At 70.3% G+C, this 22,796-nt stretch carries 23 protein-coding genes; 15 read left to right on the plus strand and 8 right to left on the minus strand.

Annotation, left to right across the window (positions count from 1 at the left end):
* Nucleotides 1–212: 212 nt before the first annotated feature.
* Nucleotides 213–1,220: a quinone oxidoreductase family protein gene (locus I6I07_RS09450; RefSeq protein ID WP_198486432.1), complete on the minus strand. Its 1,008-nt coding sequence runs from the start codon at nucleotides 1,218–1,220 to the stop codon at nucleotides 213–215.
* Between the two features lie 313 nt (nucleotides 1,221–1,533).
* On the opposite strand from I6I07_RS09450, the gene I6I07_RS09455 reads away from it, so the two are divergent.
* Together I6I07_RS09455 and I6I07_RS09460 are read left to right on the plus strand one after the other, a co-directional pair.
* Complete coding sequence (locus I6I07_RS09455; protein ID WP_198486433.1) at nucleotides 1,534–2,499, plus strand: alpha/beta hydrolase; 966 nt, start codon at nucleotides 1,534–1,536, stop codon at nucleotides 2,497–2,499.
* Nucleotides 2,500–2,593: 94 nt separating this feature from the next.
* Entirely contained in the window at nucleotides 2,594–3,457 is an 864-nt protein-coding gene (locus I6I07_RS09460) for a LysR family transcriptional regulator (protein ID WP_198486434.1), read from the plus strand.
* Between the two features lie 28 nt (nucleotides 3,458–3,485).
* On the opposite strand, the gene I6I07_RS09465 is transcribed toward I6I07_RS09460, so the two are convergent.
* A complete protein-coding gene (locus tag I6I07_RS09465) occupies nucleotides 3,486–3,872 on the minus strand; it encodes a MerR family transcriptional regulator (RefSeq protein WP_198486435.1) in 387 nt (128 codons plus the stop codon).
* Nucleotides 3,873–3,962: 90 nt separating this feature from the next.
* On the opposite strand from I6I07_RS09465, the gene I6I07_RS09470 reads away from it, so the two are divergent.
* Complete coding sequence (locus I6I07_RS09470; RefSeq protein ID WP_198486436.1) at nucleotides 3,963–4,871, plus strand: alpha/beta fold hydrolase; 909 nt, start codon at nucleotides 3,963–3,965, stop codon at nucleotides 4,869–4,871.
* Here I6I07_RS09470 and I6I07_RS09475 read toward each other — a convergent pair.
* Complete coding sequence (locus I6I07_RS09475; RefSeq protein ID WP_198486437.1) at nucleotides 4,836–5,687, minus strand: helix-turn-helix transcriptional regulator; 852 nt, start codon at nucleotides 5,685–5,687, stop codon at nucleotides 4,836–4,838. The genes I6I07_RS09470 and I6I07_RS09475 overlap by 36 nt on opposite strands.
* Nucleotides 5,688–5,784: 97 nt before the next feature.
* On the opposite strand from I6I07_RS09475, the gene I6I07_RS09480 reads away from it, so the two are divergent.
* Nucleotides 5,785–6,669 (plus strand): SDR family oxidoreductase, encoded by an 885-nt coding sequence (locus I6I07_RS09480; RefSeq protein WP_198486438.1) that lies wholly within the window; start codon nucleotides 5,785–5,787, stop codon nucleotides 6,667–6,669.
* A 59-nt stretch (nucleotides 6,670–6,728) separates the two neighbouring features.
* Here I6I07_RS09480 and I6I07_RS09485 read toward each other — a convergent pair whose 3' ends face one another.
* Nucleotides 6,729–7,166, minus strand: coding sequence for a SecDF P1 head subdomain-containing protein (locus I6I07_RS09485; RefSeq protein WP_198486439.1), 438 nt, complete (start codon nucleotides 7,164–7,166; stop codon nucleotides 6,729–6,731).
* 185 nt (nucleotides 7,167–7,351) lie between these two features.
* Here I6I07_RS09485 and I6I07_RS09490 point away from each other — a divergent pair, with 185 nt between their 5' ends.
* The 6 genes from I6I07_RS09490 (at nucleotide 7,352) to otnK (ending at nucleotide 12,564) form a co-directional block, all read left to right on the plus strand.
* On the plus strand, nucleotides 7,352–7,789 hold the full coding sequence (locus tag I6I07_RS09490) for a hypothetical protein (protein ID WP_006391720.1): 438 nt from the start codon (nucleotides 7,352–7,354) through the stop codon (nucleotides 7,787–7,789).
* A gap of 139 nt (nucleotides 7,790–7,928) precedes the next feature.
* Nucleotides 7,929–8,567 (plus strand): aldolase, encoded by a 639-nt coding sequence (locus tag I6I07_RS09495; protein ID WP_198486440.1) that lies wholly within the window; start codon nucleotides 7,929–7,931, stop codon nucleotides 8,565–8,567.
* Between the two features lie 67 nt (nucleotides 8,568–8,634).
* The gene (gene otnI, locus I6I07_RS09500) at nucleotides 8,635–9,426 is read left to right on the plus strand and encodes a 2-oxo-tetronate isomerase (protein ID WP_198486441.1); all 792 of its coding nucleotides are present in this window, start codon (nucleotides 8,635–8,637) and stop codon (nucleotides 9,424–9,426) included.
* Nucleotides 9,423–10,400: a D-erythronate dehydrogenase gene (denD, locus tag I6I07_RS09505; protein ID WP_198486442.1), complete on the plus strand. Its 978-nt coding sequence runs from the start codon at nucleotides 9,423–9,425 to the stop codon at nucleotides 10,398–10,400. The genes otnI (I6I07_RS09500) and denD overlap by 4 nt, the downstream gene beginning before the upstream one ends.
* Nucleotides 10,397–11,305, plus strand: a complete 909-nt coding sequence (gene ltnD, locus I6I07_RS09510; RefSeq protein ID WP_198486443.1) for an L-threonate dehydrogenase — start codon at nucleotides 10,397–10,399, stop codon at nucleotides 11,303–11,305. The genes denD and ltnD overlap by 4 nt, the downstream gene beginning before the upstream one ends.
* On the plus strand, nucleotides 11,302–12,564 hold the full coding sequence (gene otnK, locus I6I07_RS09515; protein ID WP_198486444.1) for a 3-oxo-tetronate kinase: 1,263 nt from the start codon (nucleotides 11,302–11,304) through the stop codon (nucleotides 12,562–12,564). The genes ltnD and otnK overlap by 4 nt, the downstream gene beginning before the upstream one ends.
* A 48-nt stretch (nucleotides 12,565–12,612) precedes the next feature.
* Here otnK and I6I07_RS09520 read toward each other — a convergent pair whose 3' ends face one another.
* Both I6I07_RS09520 and I6I07_RS09525 read right to left on the minus strand, forming a co-directional pair.
* A complete protein-coding gene (locus tag I6I07_RS09520) occupies nucleotides 12,613–13,320 on the minus strand; it encodes a FadR/GntR family transcriptional regulator (RefSeq protein ID WP_198486445.1) in 708 nt (235 codons plus the stop codon).
* A 67-nt stretch (nucleotides 13,321–13,387) separates the two neighbouring features.
* A complete protein-coding gene (locus tag I6I07_RS09525) occupies nucleotides 13,388–14,290 on the minus strand; it encodes a LysR substrate-binding domain-containing protein (RefSeq protein WP_225856534.1) in 903 nt (300 codons plus the stop codon).
* Nucleotides 14,291–14,429: 139 nt separating this feature from the next.
* Between I6I07_RS09525 and I6I07_RS09530 the strand changes: the two genes are divergently transcribed.
* The 5 genes from I6I07_RS09530 to I6I07_RS09550 all read left to right on the plus strand — a co-directional run bounded on the left by I6I07_RS09530 (nucleotide 14,430) and on the right by I6I07_RS09550 (nucleotide 21,021).
* Nucleotides 14,430–15,761, plus strand: coding sequence for an MFS transporter (locus tag I6I07_RS09530; RefSeq protein WP_198486446.1), 1,332 nt, complete (start codon nucleotides 14,430–14,432; stop codon nucleotides 15,759–15,761).
* Nucleotides 15,761–16,858, plus strand: a complete 1,098-nt coding sequence (locus I6I07_RS09535) for a M14 family metallopeptidase (protein WP_198486447.1) — start codon at nucleotides 15,761–15,763, stop codon at nucleotides 16,856–16,858. Before I6I07_RS09530 ends, I6I07_RS09535 begins: the two co-directional genes overlap by 1 nt.
* Before the next feature lie 195 nt (nucleotides 16,859–17,053).
* Complete coding sequence (locus I6I07_RS09540; protein WP_232626111.1) at nucleotides 17,054–19,066, plus strand: TonB-dependent receptor domain-containing protein; 2,013 nt, start codon at nucleotides 17,054–17,056, stop codon at nucleotides 19,064–19,066.
* A 73-nt stretch (nucleotides 19,067–19,139) separates the two neighbouring features.
* On the plus strand, nucleotides 19,140–19,925 hold the full coding sequence (gene otnI, locus I6I07_RS09545) for a 2-oxo-tetronate isomerase (protein ID WP_198486449.1): 786 nt from the start codon (nucleotides 19,140–19,142) through the stop codon (nucleotides 19,923–19,925).
* Between the two features lie 112 nt (nucleotides 19,926–20,037).
* The gene (locus I6I07_RS09550; protein WP_198486450.1) at nucleotides 20,038–21,021 is read left to right on the plus strand and encodes a Bug family tripartite tricarboxylate transporter substrate binding protein; all 984 of its coding nucleotides are present in this window, start codon (nucleotides 20,038–20,040) and stop codon (nucleotides 21,019–21,021) included.
* A 51-nt stretch (nucleotides 21,022–21,072) separates the two neighbouring features.
* On the opposite strand, the gene I6I07_RS09555 is transcribed toward I6I07_RS09550, so the two are convergent.
* Together I6I07_RS09555 and I6I07_RS09560 are read right to left on the minus strand one after the other, a co-directional pair.
* A complete protein-coding gene (locus tag I6I07_RS09555; RefSeq protein ID WP_198486451.1) occupies nucleotides 21,073–21,969 on the minus strand; it encodes an EamA family transporter in 897 nt (298 codons plus the stop codon).
* A 23-nt stretch (nucleotides 21,970–21,992) separates the two neighbouring features.
* Nucleotides 21,993–22,637 (minus strand): LysE family translocator, encoded by a 645-nt coding sequence (locus I6I07_RS09560; RefSeq protein ID WP_198486452.1) that lies wholly within the window; start codon nucleotides 22,635–22,637, stop codon nucleotides 21,993–21,995.
* Between the last annotated feature and the right edge of the window lie 159 nt (nucleotides 22,638–22,796).

The raw sequence follows: 22,796 nt of genomic DNA on the forward strand, positions 1-22,796 counted from the left end.
TCGATCTGTGGCCAGGCCGTGACGCGCTGCGCGTCCGGCGGTGTCGGCCTATTGTTGTGATCCCGCCTGGCATTGCTGCAGGCGTGGATTCCCAGCGGTTCCATGTCCAGGGCGCCAGGCCGCATCGGGCAGCCTGGCGCTGGACGGTGAGAGTGTGGGCGCGACGGGCGACAGGTTCAAATGAGTGGTGCGGGTGCGGCCATAACCAAAGGTTATGCGTGTGGCGCGCCGCCGATGCGCAGCACCGACTTGCCGATCTGCTCGCGGGCTTCCAGCCGCGCGTGGATCCGCTGCACGTCTTCCATCTCGTAGCGGCCTTCGATGGCGATATCCAGCGAGCCTTCGAGCAGGGCGCCGAACACCGCGTCGGCGCGGCGCTGCACCGTGGCCCCGTCCTGCATGTGGTCGGCCAGGCGCGGCCGCGTCAGGAACAGCGAGCCGGCCTCGCCCAGTTCGATCGGGTCCAGGTCGGTGACCGAGCCCGAGACGTTGCCGTAGTTGATGACGAGGCCGCGCGTGCGGCAGGCGCGGAAACTGTCGCGCAGGGTGGTCTTGCCGACCGCGTCGAACACCACGTCCACGCCCGCGCCGCCGGTGGCCTCGCGGATGCGGTCGGCGAAACGGCCGCCGTCGTAGGGCAGGGCGTGGTGGGCGCCGCGCGCGATGGCGACGGCGCTTTTCCGCACGCTGCTGGCGGTGGCGAAGACGGTGGCGCCGCGCCGCGCGGCCATCTGCACCAGCAACTGGCCGATGCTGCCGGAGGCCGCGTGGATCAGGCAGGTGCTGCCGGGGCCGAGCCGGGCGATGTCTTCGACCAGGTAGTGCGCGGTGGCACCCTGGAAGATCGCGGCGGCGGCCAGGTCGAACGGGATGGCGTCGGGGATTTTCGCGACCTTGGCCGCCGGCACGCTGGCGTATTCGGCGTAGCTGCCCCAGGCGATGCACCAGGCGACGCGGTCGCCCGGCGCCAGGTGGGTGACGTCGGCGCCGACCGCGACGATCTCGCCGGCGCCCTCCATGCCGAGGGTGCAGGGCAGGCGGACGGGGTAGGTGGTGGAGGCCGCGTACTTGCCCTGGCGGGTGTGCACGTCCATGAAGTTGATGCCGGCGTAGGCGAGCCGCACCACCACGTGGCCGGGGGCGGCGTCGGGCATGGGATGGTCCGCGCGCAGTTGCAGGACCTCGGGGCCGCCGTAGCGTTCGATCAGGATGGCTTTCACTGCGAAGGATTCCTTGTGGGGGAGTGGCGGATGCGCCGTGGCATCGACCGGCGCCAGCCATCGTAGAAGGCGTGAATCGGTCTGGGAATTCCCCAGGAATTCACGGGGTCCGTGCGGAAATGATCGGAAGGGGGGCGGAGCGAGGTCCGCCGTGCCGGGCGCGCCAGATCGGAGCGCCTTGGTTCAGAACCGGATCAAGTCGCATTCCCGTCTGGGCTATCCTGCGACAGGCGTTGCCGTGCTGGCGCGCCGCGTTGTTTCCTCTTTTGCCGCCGGGCCCGCGCCCGCCGGCACGCATGATTCCGAGAAGCCGATGTCCTCCCGCACCCTGTCCCGCCTTTGCCAAGCCGCGTTGTTGAGCGGCGTTTTCTGGAGCGTTGCGGCGCAGGCGCAGACGCCGCCCGTTGCCGGCGCGCCGGTCGCGCGCGGGGAGCAGCTTGTCGGCGAAACCGTGGCCGACCGGCCGTCGGCGGTCTATCGCTTTGAAACGCACCGGCTCGATTCGGCCGATGGCAAGCGCCATTACCGCATCCAGATCGCCGTGCCGCGCCAGCTGGCTCCGGCCGGTGGCCGCGCGGTGCTGTACCTGCTGGACGGCAACGCCGCGCTGGCCACGCTGACCGATGCCGACCTGGCGCGGCTGGGCGGGGGCGAGGCGCCGGTGCTGGTGGCCGTGGGTTATGACGTGCCGACGCGCAACGACGTGGTGGCGCGCGCCTATGACTACACGCCGCCCGTGTTCGAGCAGGGCGTGCGGCAGCCGAATCCGGTGGTGCTGGGCCGCGAGGGCGGCGGCGCCGACGTGTTCCTGGCGTTCCTGCGCGAACAGGTCAAGCCGCTGGTGCGCGGGCGCGCCGCGGTCGACGTGCGGCGCGAATACCTGTGGGGCCATTCCTATGGCGGCCTGTTCGCGCTGCATGTGCTGTTCACGCAGCCGGACACGTTCGCGCGCTACATCACCGGGGACCCCTCGGCCTGGTGGGCGGACGGGGCGTTGCTGCAGGAGTGGCGGCGCTTCGATGCGCGGCGCGCGGCCGGCAAGCGCGTGGAGGTGCTGGCGGGCACCCGGCCGCGAGACCCGGCGCGCCAGCGGCCCGATGCGCCGTCGACGCGGCCGGACGGCACGCCAATCGACCTGCAGCCCGCCGTGCGCGCCATGGTGACCGGCCTGCGCGAAGGCGGCGCCGACGCCCGCTACGAGGCCTTCCCGCAATTCGGCCATGGCGAGATGCTGCGGGCGTCGCTGGCGCGCGCGTTGCAAGTCGCCGTCGAGCCGTAGGCGCCCCAGACGCGCGGGGGCGCATGGTAAAAGCGATATCAGGATCCGGGAATTTTCTCCCGCATGGTCTTTCTCTTCGTGAGCAGGTAATCCGATGTTCGACTGGCAGGACCTGTATTACTTCACCGTATTGGCCCGCACCCAATCGTTGTCGGCCGCCGCTCGCGAGTTGCAGGTCGAGCATGCCACCGTGGGGCGTCGCATCGACGCGCTGGAGAAATCGCTGGGCCTGCGGCTGGTGGACCGGTTGCCGCGCAGCCGGCCGCTGACCGAGGATGGCCGCGCGCTGGCGCGGCTGGCCGGCGCCATGACCGAGATCGCCACGGGCGTCGAGCAGCTGTCGCGCATTGCCTCGATCGAGGTGGCCGGCACGGTGCGGGTCAGCGCGCCGCCGTCGCTGGCCAGCCATTGCATCGCGCCGCGCATGGCGGCGTTGCGCGAGCGGCATCCGAAACTCAATGTGGTGTTGCTGCCGTCGTTGTCGCTGGTGGCGCTGGATCGGGGCGAGGCCGACATCGCGCTGCGCACCGTGCGTCCGGAAGAAGACGCGCTGGTGCGCAGGAAGATCGGCGTGGTGCGCTTCGCGCTGTACGGCAGCCCCGGGCTCGGCGAGCAGCCCGCCGACCAGTGGCGTTTCATCGCGTATGACGAAAGCGGCGATACGCTGCCGCAGCAGGCCTGGTTGCACCAGGTCCGCCGCCACCGGCCGGTGGTGTTCGCGGCCAGCGACCTGGCGGCGCAGCAGATGGCGGCGCGTTCGGGCCTGGGCGCGGTCGTGCTGCCCACGATCGTTGGCGATGGCGACGTCATGCTGCAACGGCTGGCGGTGGAGGGCGAAGCGCCGTCGCGCGATCTCTGGCTGGCGGTGTTTCCGGACCTGCGCCGGTCGCCGTCGGTCAAGGCGGTGATGGATTTCCTGGTGGAGTGCGTGCAGCAGGAACCGCGCTTGCGCGCTTGACCGCCGTGAACGGCGTGGCCGCGGGCGGCTATTTTGCGGGGGCCGTGGCGCCCTCGGCCAGCATCTGCCGCAGTCGGGCGCGGCGGCGTTCCAGGTCGGCGATCTGCCGTTCGACCGAGGCCAGCCGCTCGCGCTGCACGGCGGAGGTTTCCGGGCAGGCCGCCGCGCCTTCGATCATGCGCATGCAATCGGGAAAGCCCTGGATCTCGGCGAGGCTGAAGCCGGTCGCGATCAGGCGCTGGATCTGCCGTACCTGGCTGACCGCCGCGGGCGCAAAGCTGCGGTAGCCGTTGGCGGCGCGCGAGGAGGCCAGCAGGCCGTGCGCGTCGTAATGGCGGATCGAGCGCAGGCTGGCGCCGGTGGCGCGGGCAAGGACGCCGATCGACATCGGCTTGGCGGCGGGCGGGGGTGTCATGGCAAATCTTCACGAAACGACCGCTTGACTCTAACACCGGTGTGATGGTTGAGACTGTGATTCCCCTTTTGTCATCCAGGAGTCAGTCCCATGCCGGGCCCCTTGCTTTTCCGTTGTTTGCGCCACCTGCTGGTGGCGGTCGCGCTGCTGTCGGCGAACGCCGCGGCGCTGGCCGAAAGCCGCCAGTACACCGCCGTCGCGCCGGACGGCGTGACCCTTGTCATCCAGGAGTCCGGCGATCCGGCCGGCCCCGCCGTCGTGTTCGTGCACGGCCTGCTGGGCAGCCGCCTCAGCTGGGAGGCGCAACTGTCCAGCCCGCTGTTGCAGCGCTACCGCCTGATCACCTATGACCTGCGCGGCCACGGCCAGTCGGGCCAGCCGAGCGCGCCGCTGGCGTACACCGACGGGCGCCGCTGGGCCGACGACCTGGCGGCCGTGATCGCGGCGTCGGGCGCGCGCCGGCCGGTGCTGGTGGGCTGGTCGCTGGGCGCGGCCGTGACGACCAATTACCTGGCCGCGCATGGCGACGCGGACATCGCCGGCGCGGTCTACGTGGGCGGCGTGATCGAGCTGGAGGCCGGCCAGATCGCGCCGCATGCCGAGGTGTACCGCGGCATGGCCTCGAGCGACCTGAAGACGCATCTGGACGCCGAGCGCGCGTTCCTGGCGCTGTGCTTCGAGACGCAGCCCGACACGGCGACATTCGAGCGGCTGCTGGCCAATGCCGCGCTGGCGTCGCCCGCGATGCAGGCCGCGGTGCCGCGGATGACGATCGCGGCTCGTGAAGGCCTGGGCGCCATGCACAAGCCGCTGTGGCTGATCTACGGGGCGCGCGATGCGCTGGTGCGCGTCGAGCCGTCGCTGGAGCGCGCCAGGCGCCTGAATCCGCGCTTGCGCGCCACGGTGTACGCGGCGTCGGGACACGCGCCATTCCTAGAGGAGGCCGAGCGCTTCAACCGCGATCTAGCGGGATTCATCGACGCCGCCAACGGGCGCTGAGGCCAGCAGCGCGCGGATGCGATCGGCGGCCTGCGGCGAGGCGGGGTGATAGACCACCATGGACAGGTCCGGCCGGCCATCGACCGAGAACCCGGAGTACTCCAGTTCGAGCAGGCCGGCGCGGGCGTGGCGCAGGCGCTTGGTGCCCTCGCCATGGACGCGCACATCGTTGTCGCGCCACAGGGCCGCGAATTCCGCGCTGTCGCGGCTCAATTCCTCGACCAGCCGGGCGACTTCGGACGCGGCGCCGGCCCGGGTGACGTCGGCGCGGAAGGCGCCCACCACGAAACGGGCGATGCCCTCCCAATCGTCCTGCGCCTGGCGCACGCGGGGATTGCAGAAGACCAGCCGCAGGATGTTGCGCTGCTCGGGCGGCAGGGCGCCGTAGTCGGTCAGGACGACCGAGGCCGCGCGGTTCCAGGCGACCACGTCCCAGGTGGCGGTGCGGATGATGGCGGGGCTGACTTCAAGCGCGTCCAGCAGGCGTTGCAGGCGCGGCGTCACGCCCTGGGCGGACTGGTATTTGACGTCGGGCGGATGGCCGCGGCCCAGCAGGAACAGATGGTGCCGCTCGGCCTCGGTGAGCATGAGGCCGGCGGCGATGCGGTTGAGCACGTCGGCCGAGGGCGCGCCGCCGCGGCCCTGTTCGAGCCAGGTGTACCAGGTGGCGCTGATGTTCGACAGCTGCGCCACCTCTTCGCGCCGCAGGCCCGGCGTGCGGCGGCGGCTGGCGGAAAAGCCGAACGCCGCCGGGTCGAGCCGGCCGCGGCGGTCCTTCAGGTAGGCGCCGAGCGGGTTGTCGGTGGGTAGTGTCATGGCCAGCCAGTTGAGATGTATACCCCTATAAGCTCACTACTTTAACAGGATAGATTGGCGTCGCATGATGGCTGCCTGACAAACCAGGAGAGCGATCTTGCGCATCTTTCTGACCGGCGCGACCGGCTTCATCGGCTCGAAAATCGTGCCCGAACTCATCAAGGCGGGGCACCAGGTGCTTGGCCTGACCCGTTCCGACCACGGCGCGCGAGCGCTGCGACTGGCGGGCGCCGACGCGCACGCCGGCGACATCGAGGACCTGGACAGCCTGCGGCGCGGGGCGTCGGCCTGCGACGCGGTGATCCATACGGCCTTCGACCATGATTTTTCCCATTTCGTCGCCAACTGCGAAAAGGACCGGCGCGTCATCCTGGCGCTGGGCGAGGCGCTGGCGGGATCGGCGCGGCCGCTGCTGATCACGTCGGGCACGCCGATGGGGATCGCGGCGCCCGGCCAGCCCGCCATCGAAGACCACTTCAATGCGGCCCATCCGAACCCGCGCAAGGCGTCGGAGCTGGCGGGCGAGGAATTGCTGGCGCGCGGCGTCCGCGTGTCGGTGGTGCGCCTGTCGCAGATCCATGACGCCGAGAAACAGGGGCTGGTGACCGAAATGGTGGCGCTGGCGCGGGCCAAGGGCATGTCGGCCTATGTCGGCGACGGCAGCAATGGCTGGTCGGCGGCCCATGTGTCCGACACCGTGCGCCTGTACCGCGCCGCGCTGGAGCACGGCGAAGCCGGCGGGCGCTATCACGCGACGGCCGAATCGCACATTCCGTTCCGCGATATCGCGCAGGCCATCGGCGACCGGCTGGGCGTGCCGGTGATCCGCCTGGACGAGGCCGCCGCGGCCGCGCATTTCGGCTGGCTGTCGCACTTTGTCGGCCATGACATGTCGGCCTCGAGCGTGGCCACGCGCGAACGGCTGGGCTGGCAGCCGACGGGGCCGCGGCTGCGCGACAGCCTGGCGCAATTGCGGGTCTGAGGCGCGGGGCGGCAAGCGCCGGTCGGTGGCCGGTTGGCCGCGCGTGCCGCTGGGCGGTGTCAGCCGCCGGATTCCGACCCGGGCGCGCGCCGGGTGGGGCGGGTGCCGGCATCGCTCGGCGCGCCGCTCTCGTCGTCCACGGTGAGGCCGCCGCCGGACATGATGCCCTTGGCGATGTCTTCGGCCGACTTGCCGGCAAAGCCGTGCTCGCCGGCGACGATGCGGAAGCTGTCGCCTTCGAGCGGGCTTTGCAGCGTGGCCGAGGACAGCAGCACGCCGTTCGCGCGCAATTGCACGCGCTTGCCGACGCGGTCGCGCGTGAAGTCGGCCAGCACCTGGCGGCTCTCGGGTTGTAGCACCACGTCGACGAAGCGCATCTTGGTCTGCGGTTCGATGCCGGCCGTGGCGCTCTGCGCGCGCAGGGCCACGGTCTCGGCGTGGGAAGCCGCGGCGGCCAGCAGCAGGGTGGCGCAGGCGAGGGATCGGAAGGCGCGCATGGGAACTCCGGGAAACGGACGGATCGATGCCGGCATCCTAGCCCGATCGGCGTCGGCGCATATTACGACTTGTATGCGAACGCTGGCATTGCCTGCCGCGCGCCGGCCGTTGGCCGCTAATATGTCGGCTCGATGATCGTCCCTGGCCGCGGATCCCCCCCGGCCGCCGCGAGGAAGCCCGACCCATGAAGCTGCATGCCCCCTGGTTCCTGTCCTGCCTGCTGCTGGCGGGCGCCGCGCACGCGGGCTCCGCGCCCGCCGAACTGTCCTGCGTGTCGGAGAGCGGCAAGGTGGCGCTGCGCGGCGTCATTCCGTCGCCGTCGTCCGAAGAGCTCAAGCTGACGCTGACGTATGTCGGCGCCACGTTGGGATTCGACGCGGACCGGGATCCCGCCTATGTCGTGTCGGATTTCCCGCTGGGCGTCTTCACCCTGGTGGCGCCGGACGAGGTCTGGCCGTTGACGCTGTATGCCTTGCCGGCCAGCGTGGCGGTCAAGAAGGATGGCACCGGCGCCGTGGTGGGCACCTTCCAGGCCAAGCTCACCGGACCGCGTCCGGGCGGACCGGGCGCGAATCAGCCGCTCAAGGCCACCGTCAACTGCGACTACCGCTACACGGTCTGAATCCGGCGGGTCATTCCGGGTAATCCCGCTACCGGGATTTTCGGCAAAATTTGTATGATGACCATATGAATCTGCCCATGGAGTCCCGCATGCCGCATCCGCTTCGCGTCGTCCACGCATCCGCCCGGAAGGGCGCGCGATGACTCCGGAAACCCGCGTCCGCGAGGAAATCTGCACGGTCGGCGCCAGCCTCTACCAGCGGGGCTATACCGTCGGCGCGGCCGGCAACATCAGCGCCCGCCTGGACGACGGCTGGCTGATCACGCCCACCGATGCCTGCCTGGGCCGCCTGGACCCGGCCGAGCTGGCCAAGGTCGACCTGGCCGGCAACTGGGTCTCGGGCGCCAAGCCGTCCAAGACCCTGGCGCTGCACCAGGGCATCTATCAGGCCGACCCCGCCGCGCGCGGCGTGGTGCATACCCATTCGACCCATCTGGTCGCCCTGACGCTGGCGGGCGTGTGGCGCCAGGACGAGGTGCTGCCGCCGATCACGCCGTACCAGGTGATGAAGGTGGGCCGCGTTCCGCTGATTCCCTATCGCCGGCCCGGCGATCCGGTGGCGGCGGCGCAGGTGGCGGCGCTGGCCGCGCAGGTGCGCGGGGCGCTGTTCGAGCGCCTCGGGCCGGTGGTGTGGGAACGCTCGGTGTCGCACGCTTCCCATGCGCTGGAGGAACTGGAAGAGACCGCGCGGCTGTGGCTGATGTCCGATCCGCGCCCCGCGCCGCTGTCCGAGGACGCCATCGAGGAACTGCGCGCGACTTTCGGCGCGCGCTACTGATACGGATGGCGCCCTGCGCGCCGGCGGTCCGCGTCGGCGCGGGCCGCGAATACATGGAGACGACGAGATGCCGCGCCTGGCCGCGAACCTGAGCATGATGTATGCGGAGCACGCTTTCCTGGACCGGTTCGGCGCTGCGGCGCGCGATGGCTTCCAGGGGGTGGAGTTCCTGTTTCCCTACGAATTCGCCGCCGCCGAGATCAAGGCGCGGCTGCAGGCGCATGGCCTGTCGCAGGCCCTGTTCAATGCGCCGCCCGGTGATTGGGCGGCGGGCGAGCGCGGCATCGCCGCGCTGCCCGGACGCGAGGACGAGTTTCGCCGCGGGCTGGATCTGGCGCTGGAGTATGCGGCGGCGCTGGGCAACCGTTCGCTTCACGTGATGGCGGGCCTGGTAGCGCCGGGGAGCGACCGCGCCGTCCACCGCGAGGTCTATCTGCGCAACCTGGAAGCCGCGGCGCGCACCGCGGCCTCGGCCGGCGTGACCATCGTGATCGAGCCGATCAACCCGCGCGACATGCCCGGCTTCTTCCTGACCCGCCAGGACGAGGCGCAGGCCATCCGCGCCGAGGTCGGCGCCGACAACCTGCGCGTGCAATTCGATTGCTACCACTGTCAGATCGTCGAGGGCGACCTGGCGGTGAAGTTGCGCCGCGACATGGCGGGCATCGGCCACATCCAGATCGCCGGCGTGCCGGACCGGCACGAGCCGGACCTGGGCGAACTGAATTACCCCTACCTGCTGGCGCTGATCGACACCCTGGACTACACGGGCTGGGTCGGCTGCGAATACCGGCCCAAGGGCGCAACGTCGGCGGGCCTAGCGTGGGCCCGCTCCTATCTCGCGGGAGGCGAGCGATGAAGATACTGATCACCGGCGGCGCGGGTTTCCTCGGCCAGCGCCTGGCGCGCAAACTGCTGGAGCAGGGGCGGCTGACGCTGGGCGGCGCGCGCGAACCCATCACGCAGATCGACCTGCTCGACGTCACCCGCACCGACGCCATCAACGACACCCGCGTGCGCTCGATCCAGGGCGACATCGCGGACCCGGCGGTCCTGGAGGCGTTGATCGGCGCCGATACGGCGGCGGTGTTCCACCTGGCCGCGATCGTCAGCGGCCAGGCCGAGGCCGATTTCGACCTGGGCATGCGCATCAACCTGGATGCGTCGCGGGCGTTGCTGGAGGCCTGCCGCCAGCGCGGCCACCGGCCGCGCGTGGTGTTCACCAGTTCGGTCGCGGTCTATGGCGGCGCGTTGCCGGAGACGGTGCGCGACGACACCGCGCTCAATCCGCAGTCTTCCTACGGCACGCAGAAGGCGATCGCCGAGCTGCTGCTGGCCGACTACACGCGGCGCGGCTTCGTCGATGGCCGCGCGCTGCGGCTGCCGACCATCAGCGTGAGGCCGGGCCGGCCCAACGCGGCGGCCTCGTCGTTCGCCAGCGGCATCATCCGCGAGCCGCTCAATGGCGAGCCGGCGGCCTGCCCGGTGGGGCCGGACACGCGCCTGTGGCTGCTGTCGCCGCGGCGCGCGGTGCAGGCACTGATCGCGGGCTGCGAGCTGGACGCGGCCGCGGTGGCCGATCGCCGGCCGATCAATCTGCCGGGCGTGTCGGTGACGGCCGCCGACATGGCGCAGGCATTGCGCGAGATCGCGGGCGATGCGGTCGCCGACCGCATCAGCTGGCAGGCCGATTCGCGGGTGCAGGCCATTGTCGGCAGCTGGCCGGGGCGCTGGGACACGGCGCGGGCCACGCAACTGGGCCTGGAAGGCGACCGCGATTTCGCCGAGATCATCCGCGCCTACATCGGCGACGACTTGCGGGGAACGGTATGAACCATCAGGAGCAAACCGCGCGCGATGTCGGCGTGATCGGCCTGGGCGCCATGGGCGCGGGCATCGCGCAGAGCCTGCGGCGCGCCGGCCATCGGGTGCATGCCTACGATATCCGGCCGGGCGTGGCGGCGGCGTTCGCCGAACAGGGGGGCGTGGCCTGCGACACACTGGCGGCGCTGGCCGCGGCCTGCGACGTGGTGGTCAGCGTGGTGGTGAACGCGCCGCAGACCGAGAGCGTGCTGTTCGGCGACGGCGATCTGGCGGCGGCCCTGCGGCCCGGCAGCGTCTTCGTGATGTGTTCGACGGTGGACCCGTCCTGGTCGAGCGCGCTGGAGGCGCGCCTGGCGGCCCTGGGCGTGCTGTACCTGGATGCGCCGATCTCGGGCGGCGCGGCCAAGGCCGCGGCGGGCGAGATGACCATGATGACCGCCGGCGCGCCGGCCGCCTACGCGGCGTGCGGCCCGCTGCTGGATGCGATGGCGGGCAAGGTCTACCGCCTGGGCGATCGCGCCGGCGCGGGCAGCAAGGTCAAGATCATCAACCAGCTGCTGGCCGGCGTACACATCGCCGCCGCCGCCGAGGCCATGGCGCTGGGGCTGCGCGAAGGGGTCGATGCCGACGCGCTGTACGAGGTCATCACCCATAGCGCGGGCAACAGCTGGATGTTCGAGAACCGCATGGCGCACGTGCTGGCGGGCGACTACACGCCGTTGTCGGCGGTGGACATCTTCGTCAAGGACCTGGGGTTGGTGCTGGACACCGCGCGCCACAGCAAGTTTCCGCTGCCGCTGGCGTCCACCGCGCACCAGATGTTCATGCAGGCCTCGGCCGCCGGGCACGGGCGCGAGGACGACAGCGCGGTCATCAAGATCTTTCCCGGAATCACCTTGCCGGAGTCCGCATGACGATCAAGTTGGGCTGCATCGCCGACGATTTCACCGGCGCCACCGATCTGGCCAACAACCTGGTGCGCGCCGGCATGCGCACGGTGCAGGCTATCGGCGTGCCGGCCGGCGCGCTGGAGACGCCGGCCGACGCGGTCGTGGTGGCGCTGAAGACCCGCACCCTGCCGGCCGCCGACGCGGTGGCGCAGTCGCTGGCCGCGCTCGAATGGCTGCGGGCGCAGGGCGCCGAGCAGATCTATTTCAAGTATTGCTCGACCTTCGACAGCACGCCCGCCGGCAATATCGGCCCGGTCGCCGATGCGCTGATGACGGCGCTGGGCAGCGACTTCACCATTGCCACGCCGGCCTTTCCCGACAACAAGCGCACGGTGTTCAAGGGCTACCTGTTCGCCGGCGACGTGCTGTTGAACGAGTCGGGCATGCAGCAGCATCCGTTGACGCCGATGACCGACGCCAACCTGGTGCGGGTGCTGTCGGCGCAGACCCGCCGCAAGGTGGGCCTGATCGACTACGCGGTGGTGGCGCGTGGCGCCGAGGCGATTCGCGGCCGCATCGATGCCTTGCGGCGGGAGGGCGTGGAGATCGCCATCGTCGACGCCATTTCCAACGACGACCTGGTGGCGCTGGGGCCGGCGCTCAAGGGCATGCCGCTGGTGACGGCGGGCTCGGGCGTGGCCATCGGCCTGCCCGGCAACTGGGGGCTGGCGCCGGGCGCGGCCGCCGGCCTGCCGCGCGAGCCGGGGGCGCAGGCGGTGGTGGCGGGCAGTTGCTCGATCGCGACCCAGGGCCAGGTCGCCGCGTTCATCGCGGCGGGCGGACCGGCGCTGGCGCTCGATCCGCTGCGCATCGCCGCGGGTGACGACGTGGCGGCGGATGCGCTGGCCTGGGCCGCGCCGCGCCTGCCCGACGGCCCGGTGCTGATCTATTCGACGGCTCGCCCCGACGCCGTGCAGGCGGCGCAGGCCAGCCTGGGCGCGGCGCGCGCCGGCGCGCTGGTCGAGGACACGATCGCGCGGATCGCGGCGGGGCTGGCGCGGCTCGGCGTGCGGCAGTTGATCGTGGCTGGCGGCGAGACCTCGGGCGCGGTGGTGCAGGCGCTGGGCCTGACGCAACTGGCCATCGGCGAGCAGATCGATCCCGGCGTGCCGTGGTGCGCCGGCCAGGCGCAGGCAGTGGGGGCGCGCCTGAGCATCGCCTTGAAGTCCGGCAATTTCGGTGGCGTGGATTTCTTCACGCGGGCCTTCGGCCAGGACGCCTGACGGCGCGCATTGACGCCGCGTTTCAACCCGGCGGATTGACGTTTCGCTTCAGCGATGCACCCGGCGCAGGCGGCCGGCGGCGTTGACCATGTGGATGCGGGCCGCTTCGCGCGCCGCGTCCACGTCCTGGCGGCGGATGGCGTCGGCGATGGCACCGTGTTCCTGCAGCACCGCGCGCCTCTGGTCGGCGTGGCGCGCTTCGTTGCCGCGCGTGACGCGGGTGGCGGCTTCCAGGTATTGGCTGACGAACGCCAGGGTGGCGAGGAAGTAGGGATTGCCGGTGGCCTGCGCGATGCAGCGGTGGAACGCCACGTCTTCCTTGACGCCGTCGCCGCCGCGCTCGACCGCGACGGCAATGGCCGCCAGCGCGTCGTCGATGGCCGCCATGTCGCGCTTGCTGCGCCGGGCCGCGGCCTGCGCCGCGATTTCGGTTTCCAGCGCGCGCCGCAGGTCGACGATGTGCAGCACCGCGTCCAGCGACGACAGCTCCGCCGCGTCGATGCGCAGCGCGCGCTGGCCGCCGTGGCTGGTGACGAACACGCCGCTGCCCTGGCGCGCCTCGACGATGCCGTCCTGGCGCAGCCGCGACACCGCTTCGCGGATGACGGTGCGGCTGACGCCGAACTGCTCGGCCAGGCGGGTTTCGGTGGGCAGTTTTTCGCCGGGCAGCACGCGTCCCGCGTCGATCTCGGCGAGCAGCTGCTTGGCCACCGTATCGGTCAGCGTGGGGGGCGAGTGGAGTCGGGGAAACGCCATGGCATGGGACCGCGCAAGGCGGGCGGGACGTGGCTCTGGGACGGGGGGCCCATGATAACCCGCCCGCTCACGCCGCCGCGCGGGCGCGGTTCAGGCAATCGATGAAAAATTGCGCGGCCGGCGTCGGCGGCGAATCGGCCCGCGTCAGGATCGACACGCGCGCCGCCGGCAGCGGGTGCGCCAGCGGCAGCATGCACAGGGACGACGGCGCCAGCATGCGGTGAAAGCCGTTGCGCACGAAGAACCCCACCGCGTCGCTCTCGGCCAGGATCGCCAGGGCGATGGCGATGGATTGGCACGGAATCACGTCGGTGGGCGGTTGCAGGCCGCGTTCGGCATAGGCCAGGCGCAGCAGGTTGGTGGGCGTCTGCGTGTTGCCCGGCATCAGCCACAGCAGGTCGCGCAGCTCGGCCAGGTCAGTGGCGTGGCGCAAGGGGTGATCGGCGCGGGCGCCGACCGCCAGCGGCAGGGTGAACAGCGTGGTGCGCGCGAAGCCGTCGTAGATGTCGCCGTCGTATTCGGTCTGCACCACCAGGTCGTAGCGGCCGGTCTCGAGCTGCTCGTGGCTGTAGGGCGGCGCGACTTCATGGAAAGCCACCGCCACGCGCGGCATGCGGGCGCGGAAGGCGGCCAGCGCGGCCGGCAGCACCGGCAGCGCCGACGAGCTGACGGCCAGGTTGAGCGTGCCGCCTTCGCCATCGCGCATCTGGTCGATGTCTTCCTGCGCCCGCCGCGCTTCCTGCAGGATCAGCACCGCGCGCTTGTGTAGCGCCTGGCCGTAGGGCGTCAGTTCGACGCCCTTGGCGCTGCGCCGCACCAATTCCGCGCCCAGGCTCTGTTCCAGTTCGCGCAGGCTGCGCGTGGCCGCCGGCTGGGTCACGCACAGGGCGCGGGCGGCGGCGCGGATGCTGCCGTGTTCGGCGATCAGCACGAAGGCGCGCAACTGGCGCAGGTTCATCGGAGCGGGCACGGCGGGATATAAGCAAAAGTCATCGCTGCAGCAAAAATACTGTCTTTTGCGTTTCGCCTGCCATCCGTATATTCACTAGCACCGCACGGATACCGGCACACGGACCGGCGGAGACGGATCGGACATCAAAGGGGAAAACATGTCTATCGCCATCGCGGCCGGCGCCGGCGCGCGCAGCCTGCATACGCCATCCATGCGCCGGCGGGTCATCGCCGGCACCACCATCGGCAACGCGCTCGAGTTCTTCGACTTCACCGTATTCACCTTCCTGATGCTGGTCATCGGGCCGCTGTTCTTTCCGGCGGCCTCCGGCTACGGGCAACTGCTGCTGACCACGGCCACCTTCGGCGTCGGCTTCCTGATGCGGCCGGTGGGCGGCATGCTGATCGGCTCCTACGCCGATCGCCACGGCCGCCGCGCCGCCATGACGCTGACGCTGTGGCTGATGGGCCTGGGCTGTGCGTTGATCGCCGCCGCGCCCACGCATGCGCAGATGGGGCTGCTGGGGCCGGTGATGATGGTGCTGGCGCGGCTGATCCAGGGCTTCGCCGCCGGCGGCGAGGTGGGCGCGTCGACCACGCTGCTGGTCGAGCATGCGCCGCCGTCGCGGCGCGGTTTCTATTCCAGCTGGCAATTCGGCAGCCAGTCGCTCGGGGTGGCGCTGGGCGCCGTGGTGGTGGGCACGCTGACCGCCGCGCTGACCGCCGAGCAGATGCAGGCCTGGGGCTGGCGCGTGCCGTTCGTGATCGGCATCCTGACGGTGCCGGTGGGCGCCTACATCCGCCGCAATCTCGAAGAGACGCTGCATGTCGACGAGCCGGCTGGCGGCCGGCCGCGCGCCGCGGCCCACCAGCCGCTGCGCCGCGTCTTCGCCGAACACAAGACCGAGATCGCCAAGGGCATCCTGCTGATGATCGGCGGCATGGTGTGCGCGCAGATCATCGGCTTCTACATGCCGTCGTATGCGCACCGCGAACTCGGCCTGCCGGCGACCTCGACGCTATCGGCCAGCGTGGTGGTGGGCGCGGTCGGCTTCCTGTTCGCGCCGCTGGTCGGCATGCTGGCCGACCGGGTGGGGCGCAAGCGCGTGATCTTCTGGTCGCGGGTGACGACGGTGGCGGTGCTGCTGCCGTGCTTCCAGTGGCTGGTGGCCGCGCCCAGCAGCGCGCGGCTGATGCTGGTGGTGGGGCTGCTGTCGATCCTGCTGGCGCTGCAATCCGCGCCCGGCATCACCATGCTGCCCGAACTCTTTCCGAAAGCCGTGCGTACCACGGGCATGTCGGTGGTGTACGGTCTGGGGATTTCCGTCTTCGGCGGCTTCGCCCAGTTCTTCGTGACCTGGCTGCTGCACGTGACCGGAAATCCCATGGCGCCCGCCTGGTACCTGATGGTGGCGGTGGCGCTTTCCACGGTGGTGCTGTTCTGGATACGCGACCGCACCGGCGACGATATCGACAACCAGGAGGCCTGATGCAATCCGCTAGCCCTTACTTTTCCCGCAGCTATGCCCTGGCGCGCGAGCGCTTCACCGCCGCCGCCCGGCCGCTGGCGGCACGCTTCGCGTCCTATGCCATCACGCCCAAGGGGCGCGAGGGCGAGGACCTGGCCACCGACGTCGCCCTGATCGGCGATGCCGGCGCCACGCGGCTGCTGATCATGACGTCCGCCACCCACGGCGTGGAAGGCTTCTGTGGCTCGGGCTGCCAGCTGGCGTTGCTGGATGACGCCGAGATGCTGGAACGCGCGCGCCAGGCCGGCGTGGCGTTGCTGCTGGTGCATGCGGTGAACCCGCATGGGTTCTCGTGGATCGCGCGCACCGACGAAGGCAACGTCGACCTGAACCGCAACGCGCAGCCGTTCGACGGCCAGCCGCTGCCGGCCAACCCCGGCTACGGGCAGATCCATGGGTTGCTGCTGCCGGCGCAATGGCCGCCGTCGGACGCCAACCGGGAGCAGATCGCCGCCTATATCGGCGAGCATGGCCTGCCGGCCTTCAAGCAGGCCGTGACGCGCGGCCAGTACACGCACGCGGACGGCCTGTTCTATGGCGGCGACCGCCCGGCCGCGTCGCTGCTGAACCTGCGCCGCATTCTCCAGGAACATGCCGCCGGCTTTGCCCGCATCGGCTGGATCGACGTGCACACCGGCCTGGGGCCGCGCGGTCATGGCGAGAAGATCTACGCCGGCCGCCGCGACGATGCCGAAGTGGCGCGCGCCCGCCGCTGGTGGGGCGCCGACATCGCCGTGCCTTACCAGGGCACCTCGGCGTCGGTGGACATCACCGGCCATCTGGCCGGGCTGGCCTACCAGGCCTGCCCCGATTCGGTGCCGACGCTGATGGCGCTGGAGTACGGCACGCAGCCGACGGAACGGGTGGTGGACGCGCTGCGCGGCCGCAATTGGCTGCGCGCGCATCCCGATGCGCCGGCGAAATTGCGCGACCAGATCCTGCAGGCCACGCTGGACGCGTTCTATTGCGACGCGCCGGACTGGCATGGCGCGGTGCTGGGGCAAAGCCGCGTGGCGGTGCTGCAAGCCTTGCTGGGGCTGGGGGCCGCGGCGGACTGAGGCATCAAGGCCGATCCCCAGGGATCGGCTTGCTTTGTCATCGAAATGTTATATCATCCTTCAGCTATTTGTAATGATATAACATTTGTGAGGGCAAAAATGAAAGGCAAGACGCAGGGAATCCAGGGCCGGCGCGGGGACGCGCCGCGGCGATCGGGCCGGGCGCGGGCGCTCAAGCCGCTGGTCTGCTCGCTGATGTTGGCCGCGCCGGTGGCGCAGGCCGAGACCGAGGCCGACACGTCGCGGTCGCGCACGCTGGCGCCGATCACCGTGTCCGCCAATCCGCTGGGCCTGGACCTGAACAGCACCATGCTGCCGGCTTCCGTGCTGGAAGGCGATGAACTGGTCGAGCGGCGCGCCGGCACGCTGGGCGAAACCCTGAAGAGCCTGCCGGGCGTGAACAGCGATACGTTCGGCGGCGGCGCCAGTCGGCCGGTGATCCGCGGCCAGACCGCGCCCCGCGTCAAAGTGCTGTCCGACGGTTCCGACGTGATGGACGCCTCCGGCATTTCGCCGGACCACGCGGTGACGGTCGAGCCCCTGCTGGCCGAACGCATCGAAGTGCTGCGTGGCCCCGCCACGCTGCTGTATGGCGGTGGCGCCATCGGCGGCGTGGTGAACGTGGTGGACAAGAAGATTCCCACCGCCGTGCCGGAGAAGGGCGTCGAGATGGAAGGCGAATTGCGCGGCGCCACCGGCACCAAGGAACGCGCCGGCGCGATCGGCATCACCGCCGGCGAAGGCCAGTTCGCGGTGCGGGTCGAGGGCATGAAGCGGCGCACCAGCGACTACGACGTGCCGGACTGGCCCGGCGGCAAGCTGGCCGGCTCCTATAGTGAATCGACGCAGGGCTCGGTCGGCCTGTCGTGGATCACGCCGCGCGGCTACGTGGGCCTGGCGTTCACGCACCTGGAAAGCAAGTACGGCCTGCCCGGCCACAATCACGAATACGAGGGTTGCCATCCGCATGGCACCCACCTGCACTGCGGCGGCCACGACCACGACCATGACGAGGAGGGGCACGATCACGACCATGACCACGCACATGGCGGCGTGCCCTACGTGAAGCTGCGCAGCGACCGCCTGGACCTGCGCGCCGAGTACCAGGACCCGTTCGCCGGTTTCGAGAAGATCCGCGTGCGCGGCGGCCTGACCGACTACCAGCACGAGGAGATCGAGGGCGGCCAGGTCGGCACCCGCTTCAAGAACAAGGGCTACGACCTGCGGGTCGAGCTGCAGCACAAGCCGATTGCAGGCTGGCGCGGCGTGATCGGCCTGCAGAACGCCTACAGCGACTTCCGCGCCGACGGCGAGGAAGCCTTCCTGCCGCGCAGCCGCACCCGTTCCAACGGCCTGTTCGTGCTGGAGGAATACCAGCTGAACGACTGGCGCTTCGAGCTCGGCGCGCGCCAGGACTGGCAGCGCATCGCGCCCGTCGGCGGCGCGCCGCGCAGCAGCCTGTCGGGCACCTCGCTGTCGGCCGCGGCCATCTGGGACTTCGCGCCGCAGTACTCCGTGGCCCTGTCGCTGTCGCGCTCGCAACGCCTGCCGACCGCGCAGGAGCTGTACGCCGACGGCGTGCACCTGGCCACCAACACCTATGAACTGGGCAATACCGGCCTGGGCCGCGAGACCTCGCGCAACATCGACCTGACCCTGCGCAAGCATGCGGGCGACACGACGTTCTCGGCCAGCGTGTTCCACAACAAGGTCAAGAACTACATCTATGCCGACACGCTGGACCGCTACGAGGACTTCCGCCTGATCGAGTACACGCAGCGCGACGCCGAATTCACGGGCGTGGAAGGCGAGCTGCGCCACCAGTTCACGCCGGTGTTCTCGGCGGCGGTGTTCGGCGACTACGTGCGCGGCAAGCTGACCGGCGGCGATGGCAACCTGCCGCGCATTCCGGCGGCGCGCGCGGGTTTGCGCGGCAACGTGAAATGGCAGCAGTGGTCGGGCGGCGTCGAGTACGCGCGCGTGTTCTCGCAGAAGGACATCGCCGCGTATGAGAGCAGCACGCCGGGCTACAACCTGGTCAACGCCGTGGTGGCGTATCGCGGCCGCTACGGCGCGACGGGCTACGAGGTCTACCTGCGTGGCACCAACCTGCTGAACAAGCTGGCCTACAACCACGCTTCGTTCATCTCGTCGGTGGCGCCGCTGCCGGGCCGCAGCGTGATGCTGGGTGTGCGCATGACGTATTGAGGGATCGCGGCGCGGCGGGCGTGACGGGCGGATATGCTAATTTCCAGGCATGCCGCCCGCCCCGGAGTCCGCCATGCTGAAGTTCGCCGCCAATCTCTCGATGATGTACACGGAACACGCGTTCCTGGACCGCTACGCGGCCGCCGCGGCCGACGGCTTCGCGGGCGTGGAATGCATGTTTCCCTACGAGGCGCCGGCCGCGTTCGTGCGTGAGCGCATGGATGCCGCCGGGGTGTCGCAAGTCCTGTTCAACGCGCCGCCGGGCGTGGCCTCGCGCGGCGAGCGCGGGCTGGCCGCGCTGCCGGATCGCCAGGACGAATTCCGCGCCGGCATCGAGCAGGCGCTGGGCTACGCCACGGTGCTGGCCTGCGCGCAGGTCCACGTGATGGCGGGCCTGATCCCTGAAGGCGTCACGCGCGCCGAGATGCTGGACTGTTATCGCGAGAACCTCGACTGGGCCGCGCGCCAGGCGCGTTCCGCCGGCGTGACGCTGCTGATCGAGCCCATCAACACCCGCGACATCCCCGGCTATTTCCTCAATCGCCAGGACGAGGCGCACCAGGTGGTGCAGGCGGTCAATGCGCCCAACCTGAAAGTGCAGATGGACCTGTACCACTGCCAGATCGTCGAAGGCGATGTCACCGCCAAGCTGCGCCAGTACCTGCCCACCGGGCGGGTCGGACACCTGCAGATCGCCGGCGTGCCGCTGCGGCAGGAGCCCGACCGGGGCGAGCTGGATTACGGCTGGGTCTTTTCGGTGCTGCGCGAGCTGGACTACGGCGGCTGGATCGGCTGCGAGTACCGCCCGGCCGCCGGCACCTCGGCCGGCCTGCGCTGGCTGGCCGCGGCCCGCGGCTGATGCCGCGCCGCCCAGATGCCGCGTCCATGATCGTCTCCGTCCGCCCCGCTCGCCGGGTGCCGAAAATATAGTTAATATGTTAATTAAATTCAAAATACCAGGAGACAACCCCATGTCCAGAAGAGGCTTCATCCGCCGCGCGCTGGGAACCGTGGCCGTGGCGGCGTTCGCCGCGCAGGCCGCGCCCGCGCTGGCCGGCGAATTCCCCGACCATCCCATCCGCTGGCTGGTGCCGTTCAGCGCCGGCGGCGGCAGCGACCTGGCCACCCGCATCGTGGCCAAGCACGTGAGCCAGACGCTGGGCCAGCCCGTGGTGGTGGAGAACCGCCCCGGCGCGGCCACCATCGTCGCCGCGCAGGAAACCGCGCGCGCCGCGCCCGATGGCTACACGCTGATGACCGCCGGCATGAGCACGCTGTCGCTCAATCCGTGGCTCTACAAGCAGCTGCCGTACGACCCGTGGAAGGACCTGAAGACGGTCTCGACGCTGGTGGCGCTGCCGATCGTGCTGGTGGCCTCGCCGGCCTCCGACCTGAAGAACATGCCGGAAGTGATGGCGTACCTGTCCGACGACAAGAAGGCCAGCTACGCCTCGCTGGGCGTGGGCAGCCCGCACCATCTGGCGATGGAATTGTTCCTGTCCCAGTTCGGCGGCAAGGCCACCGCGATCCCCTACAAGGGCACGCCGCCGGCATTGCAGGACGTGGCGGCGGGCGTGGTGCCGCTGATGATGGCCGACCTGGCCGCGGCGCGACCTTTGATCCAGGCGGGCAAGCTGCGCGCCATCGCGGTGCCCGCGCTAGAGCGTTCGGAACAGTTGCCGGATGTGCCGACCTTCGGCGAGGCCGGCGGCCCGCCGCTGGAGGCGACCGCCTGGCAAGGCGTGGTGGCTCCGGCGCGCACGCCCAGGGCGGTGGTCGACAAGCTCAGCGGCGCGATCCAGGCGGCGTTGAAGTCACCCGACGTGGTCAAGCAGCTCAAGTTGCAGGGCATGGAGCCGATGGGCAGTTCGTCGAACGACTTCTTCGACTACGCGCACCGCGAGTACGAGAACTGGGGCGTGGTGATCCGCCAGAAGAACATCTCGGTGGATTGAACGGGCGGCGACGGCCGCGCCGTTCGTGTGCCGCGGGTGGCGGCGAACCGCCTAGTTCGCCGCCGCGCGCTTTTGCCGCCGAGCGGTGGCGGCGCAGCCGGCCGAGGCGATGATGATGCCGCAGATCGCCAGCCACTGCGTGCCGGACAGGTGCTCGTTCAGCACGATGACGCCGGCCAGCGCGCCCATCGCGGGCTCCATGCTCAGTAGCACGCCGAAGGTCTTTTGCGGCAGGCGCCGCAGCGCCACCATTTCAAGCGAATAAGGCAGGGCGCTGGAGAGGATGCCGACCGCCACGCCGGCCAGGATCAGCTTGGGGTCCAGCAGCGCCATGCCGGCGTGGGCCGCGCCTACCGGAAGCGCCACCATGGTGGCCGCCAGCAGGCCCAGTGACGTTGCCTGTCCGCCGTGCACGTTGCCGGCCATCTTGCCGAAGATGATGTAAAGCGCCCAGCACACCGCCGCGCCCAGCGCGTAGCCGATGCCGGCGGGATCGAGGTCGTGCATCGACTGGCCGGTCGGGATCAGCAGCAACAGCCCGGCCAGCGCGCAGGCGATCCAGACGAAGTCGATGGCGCGCCGCGACAGCACCACGGCCAGCGTCAGCGGGCCGGTGAATTCGATGGCGATGGCCACGCCCAGTGGCAAGGTGCGCAGCGCCATGTAGAACAGCAGGTTCATGCAGGCCAGCGTCACGCCGTACAGCGCGATCTTGGCGGCGTTGCGCGCGGTCAGCGGAAATCGCCACGGACGCCAGAACGCGATCAGGATGATGGCGCCGATGACGATGCGGTAGGCCGTGGTGCCTTGCGCGCCCACCTCGGGAAACAGCGACTTGGCGAACGACGTGCCGATGCACAGCGAGGCCATGGCGCCGATCAGCGACAGCGTCGGCATCAGGGTGGAGGCGGAGGTATCGCGTCCGGAGGGAAGGGTGGCGGCGGTCATGATGCGGCGTCTGCGGAAAAAAATCAGGGGTTCAAGGTCGAGGCGGTGGAGTGGAGCACGTAGAGGGCCAGGCCGAGCATGATCGCGCCCAGCAGGCCCTGCTGCGTGCGCAGGAACCACGGGTTGCGTCCGACCCAGCCGCGGATGCGCGACGCGCCGTAGGCGAAGCAGCTGCCATAGGGCAGGCTCAGCGCCTTCATGGTCACGCCCAGCACCAGCATCTGGACCCACACCGGACCGTTGTCCGGGGTGGTGAACTGCGGCAGGAAGGCGATCATGAACAGCAGCACCTTCGGATTCAGCAGATTGGTCATGAAACCCTGCCAGAACGCGTCGCGCGCCTCGCCGGGCCGCGCGGCCAGGGACACGTCGGCGTCGCGGGCGCAGCGCAGGATGGCCTTGATGCCCAGGTAGCCCAGGTACAGGCCGCCCGCCGCCTTGATCGCCAGGAACAGCGTCGGAAATGCCTGCAGCACCGAGGCCAGTCCCAGCACCACCGCCGGCACCTGGATGAAACCCGCCGCCACATTGCCCAGCACGCTGTGGAACGCCGGCCGGAAGCCCTGCGTCATGCCTCGCGACAGCGTCAGCGCCATGTCCGGGCCGGGGGTGAGTTTCAACGCCGCGTCGGCGGCCAGGAAGAGCAGGAAAAGCTGGAGTGACGGCATGGGAATCGGGCTGCGCCTGGTCGCGAGGGCGGCCAGAGGGTTCCCAGTGTAAGCAAGGCGGCTGATTAATTCCTGCAGCCAGCGGTACGCAAATGAAGTTTCCCGTCGAATTTGGGGGCGGGTCGTGCGGCGCGCCCGTTTAGAATCGGTCTACAGGCC

It is taken from the genome of Achromobacter deleyi, assembly GCF_016127315.1.
In the GTDB taxonomy this organism is placed as follows: domain Bacteria; phylum Pseudomonadota; class Gammaproteobacteria; order Burkholderiales; family Burkholderiaceae_B; genus Achromobacter; species Achromobacter insuavis_A.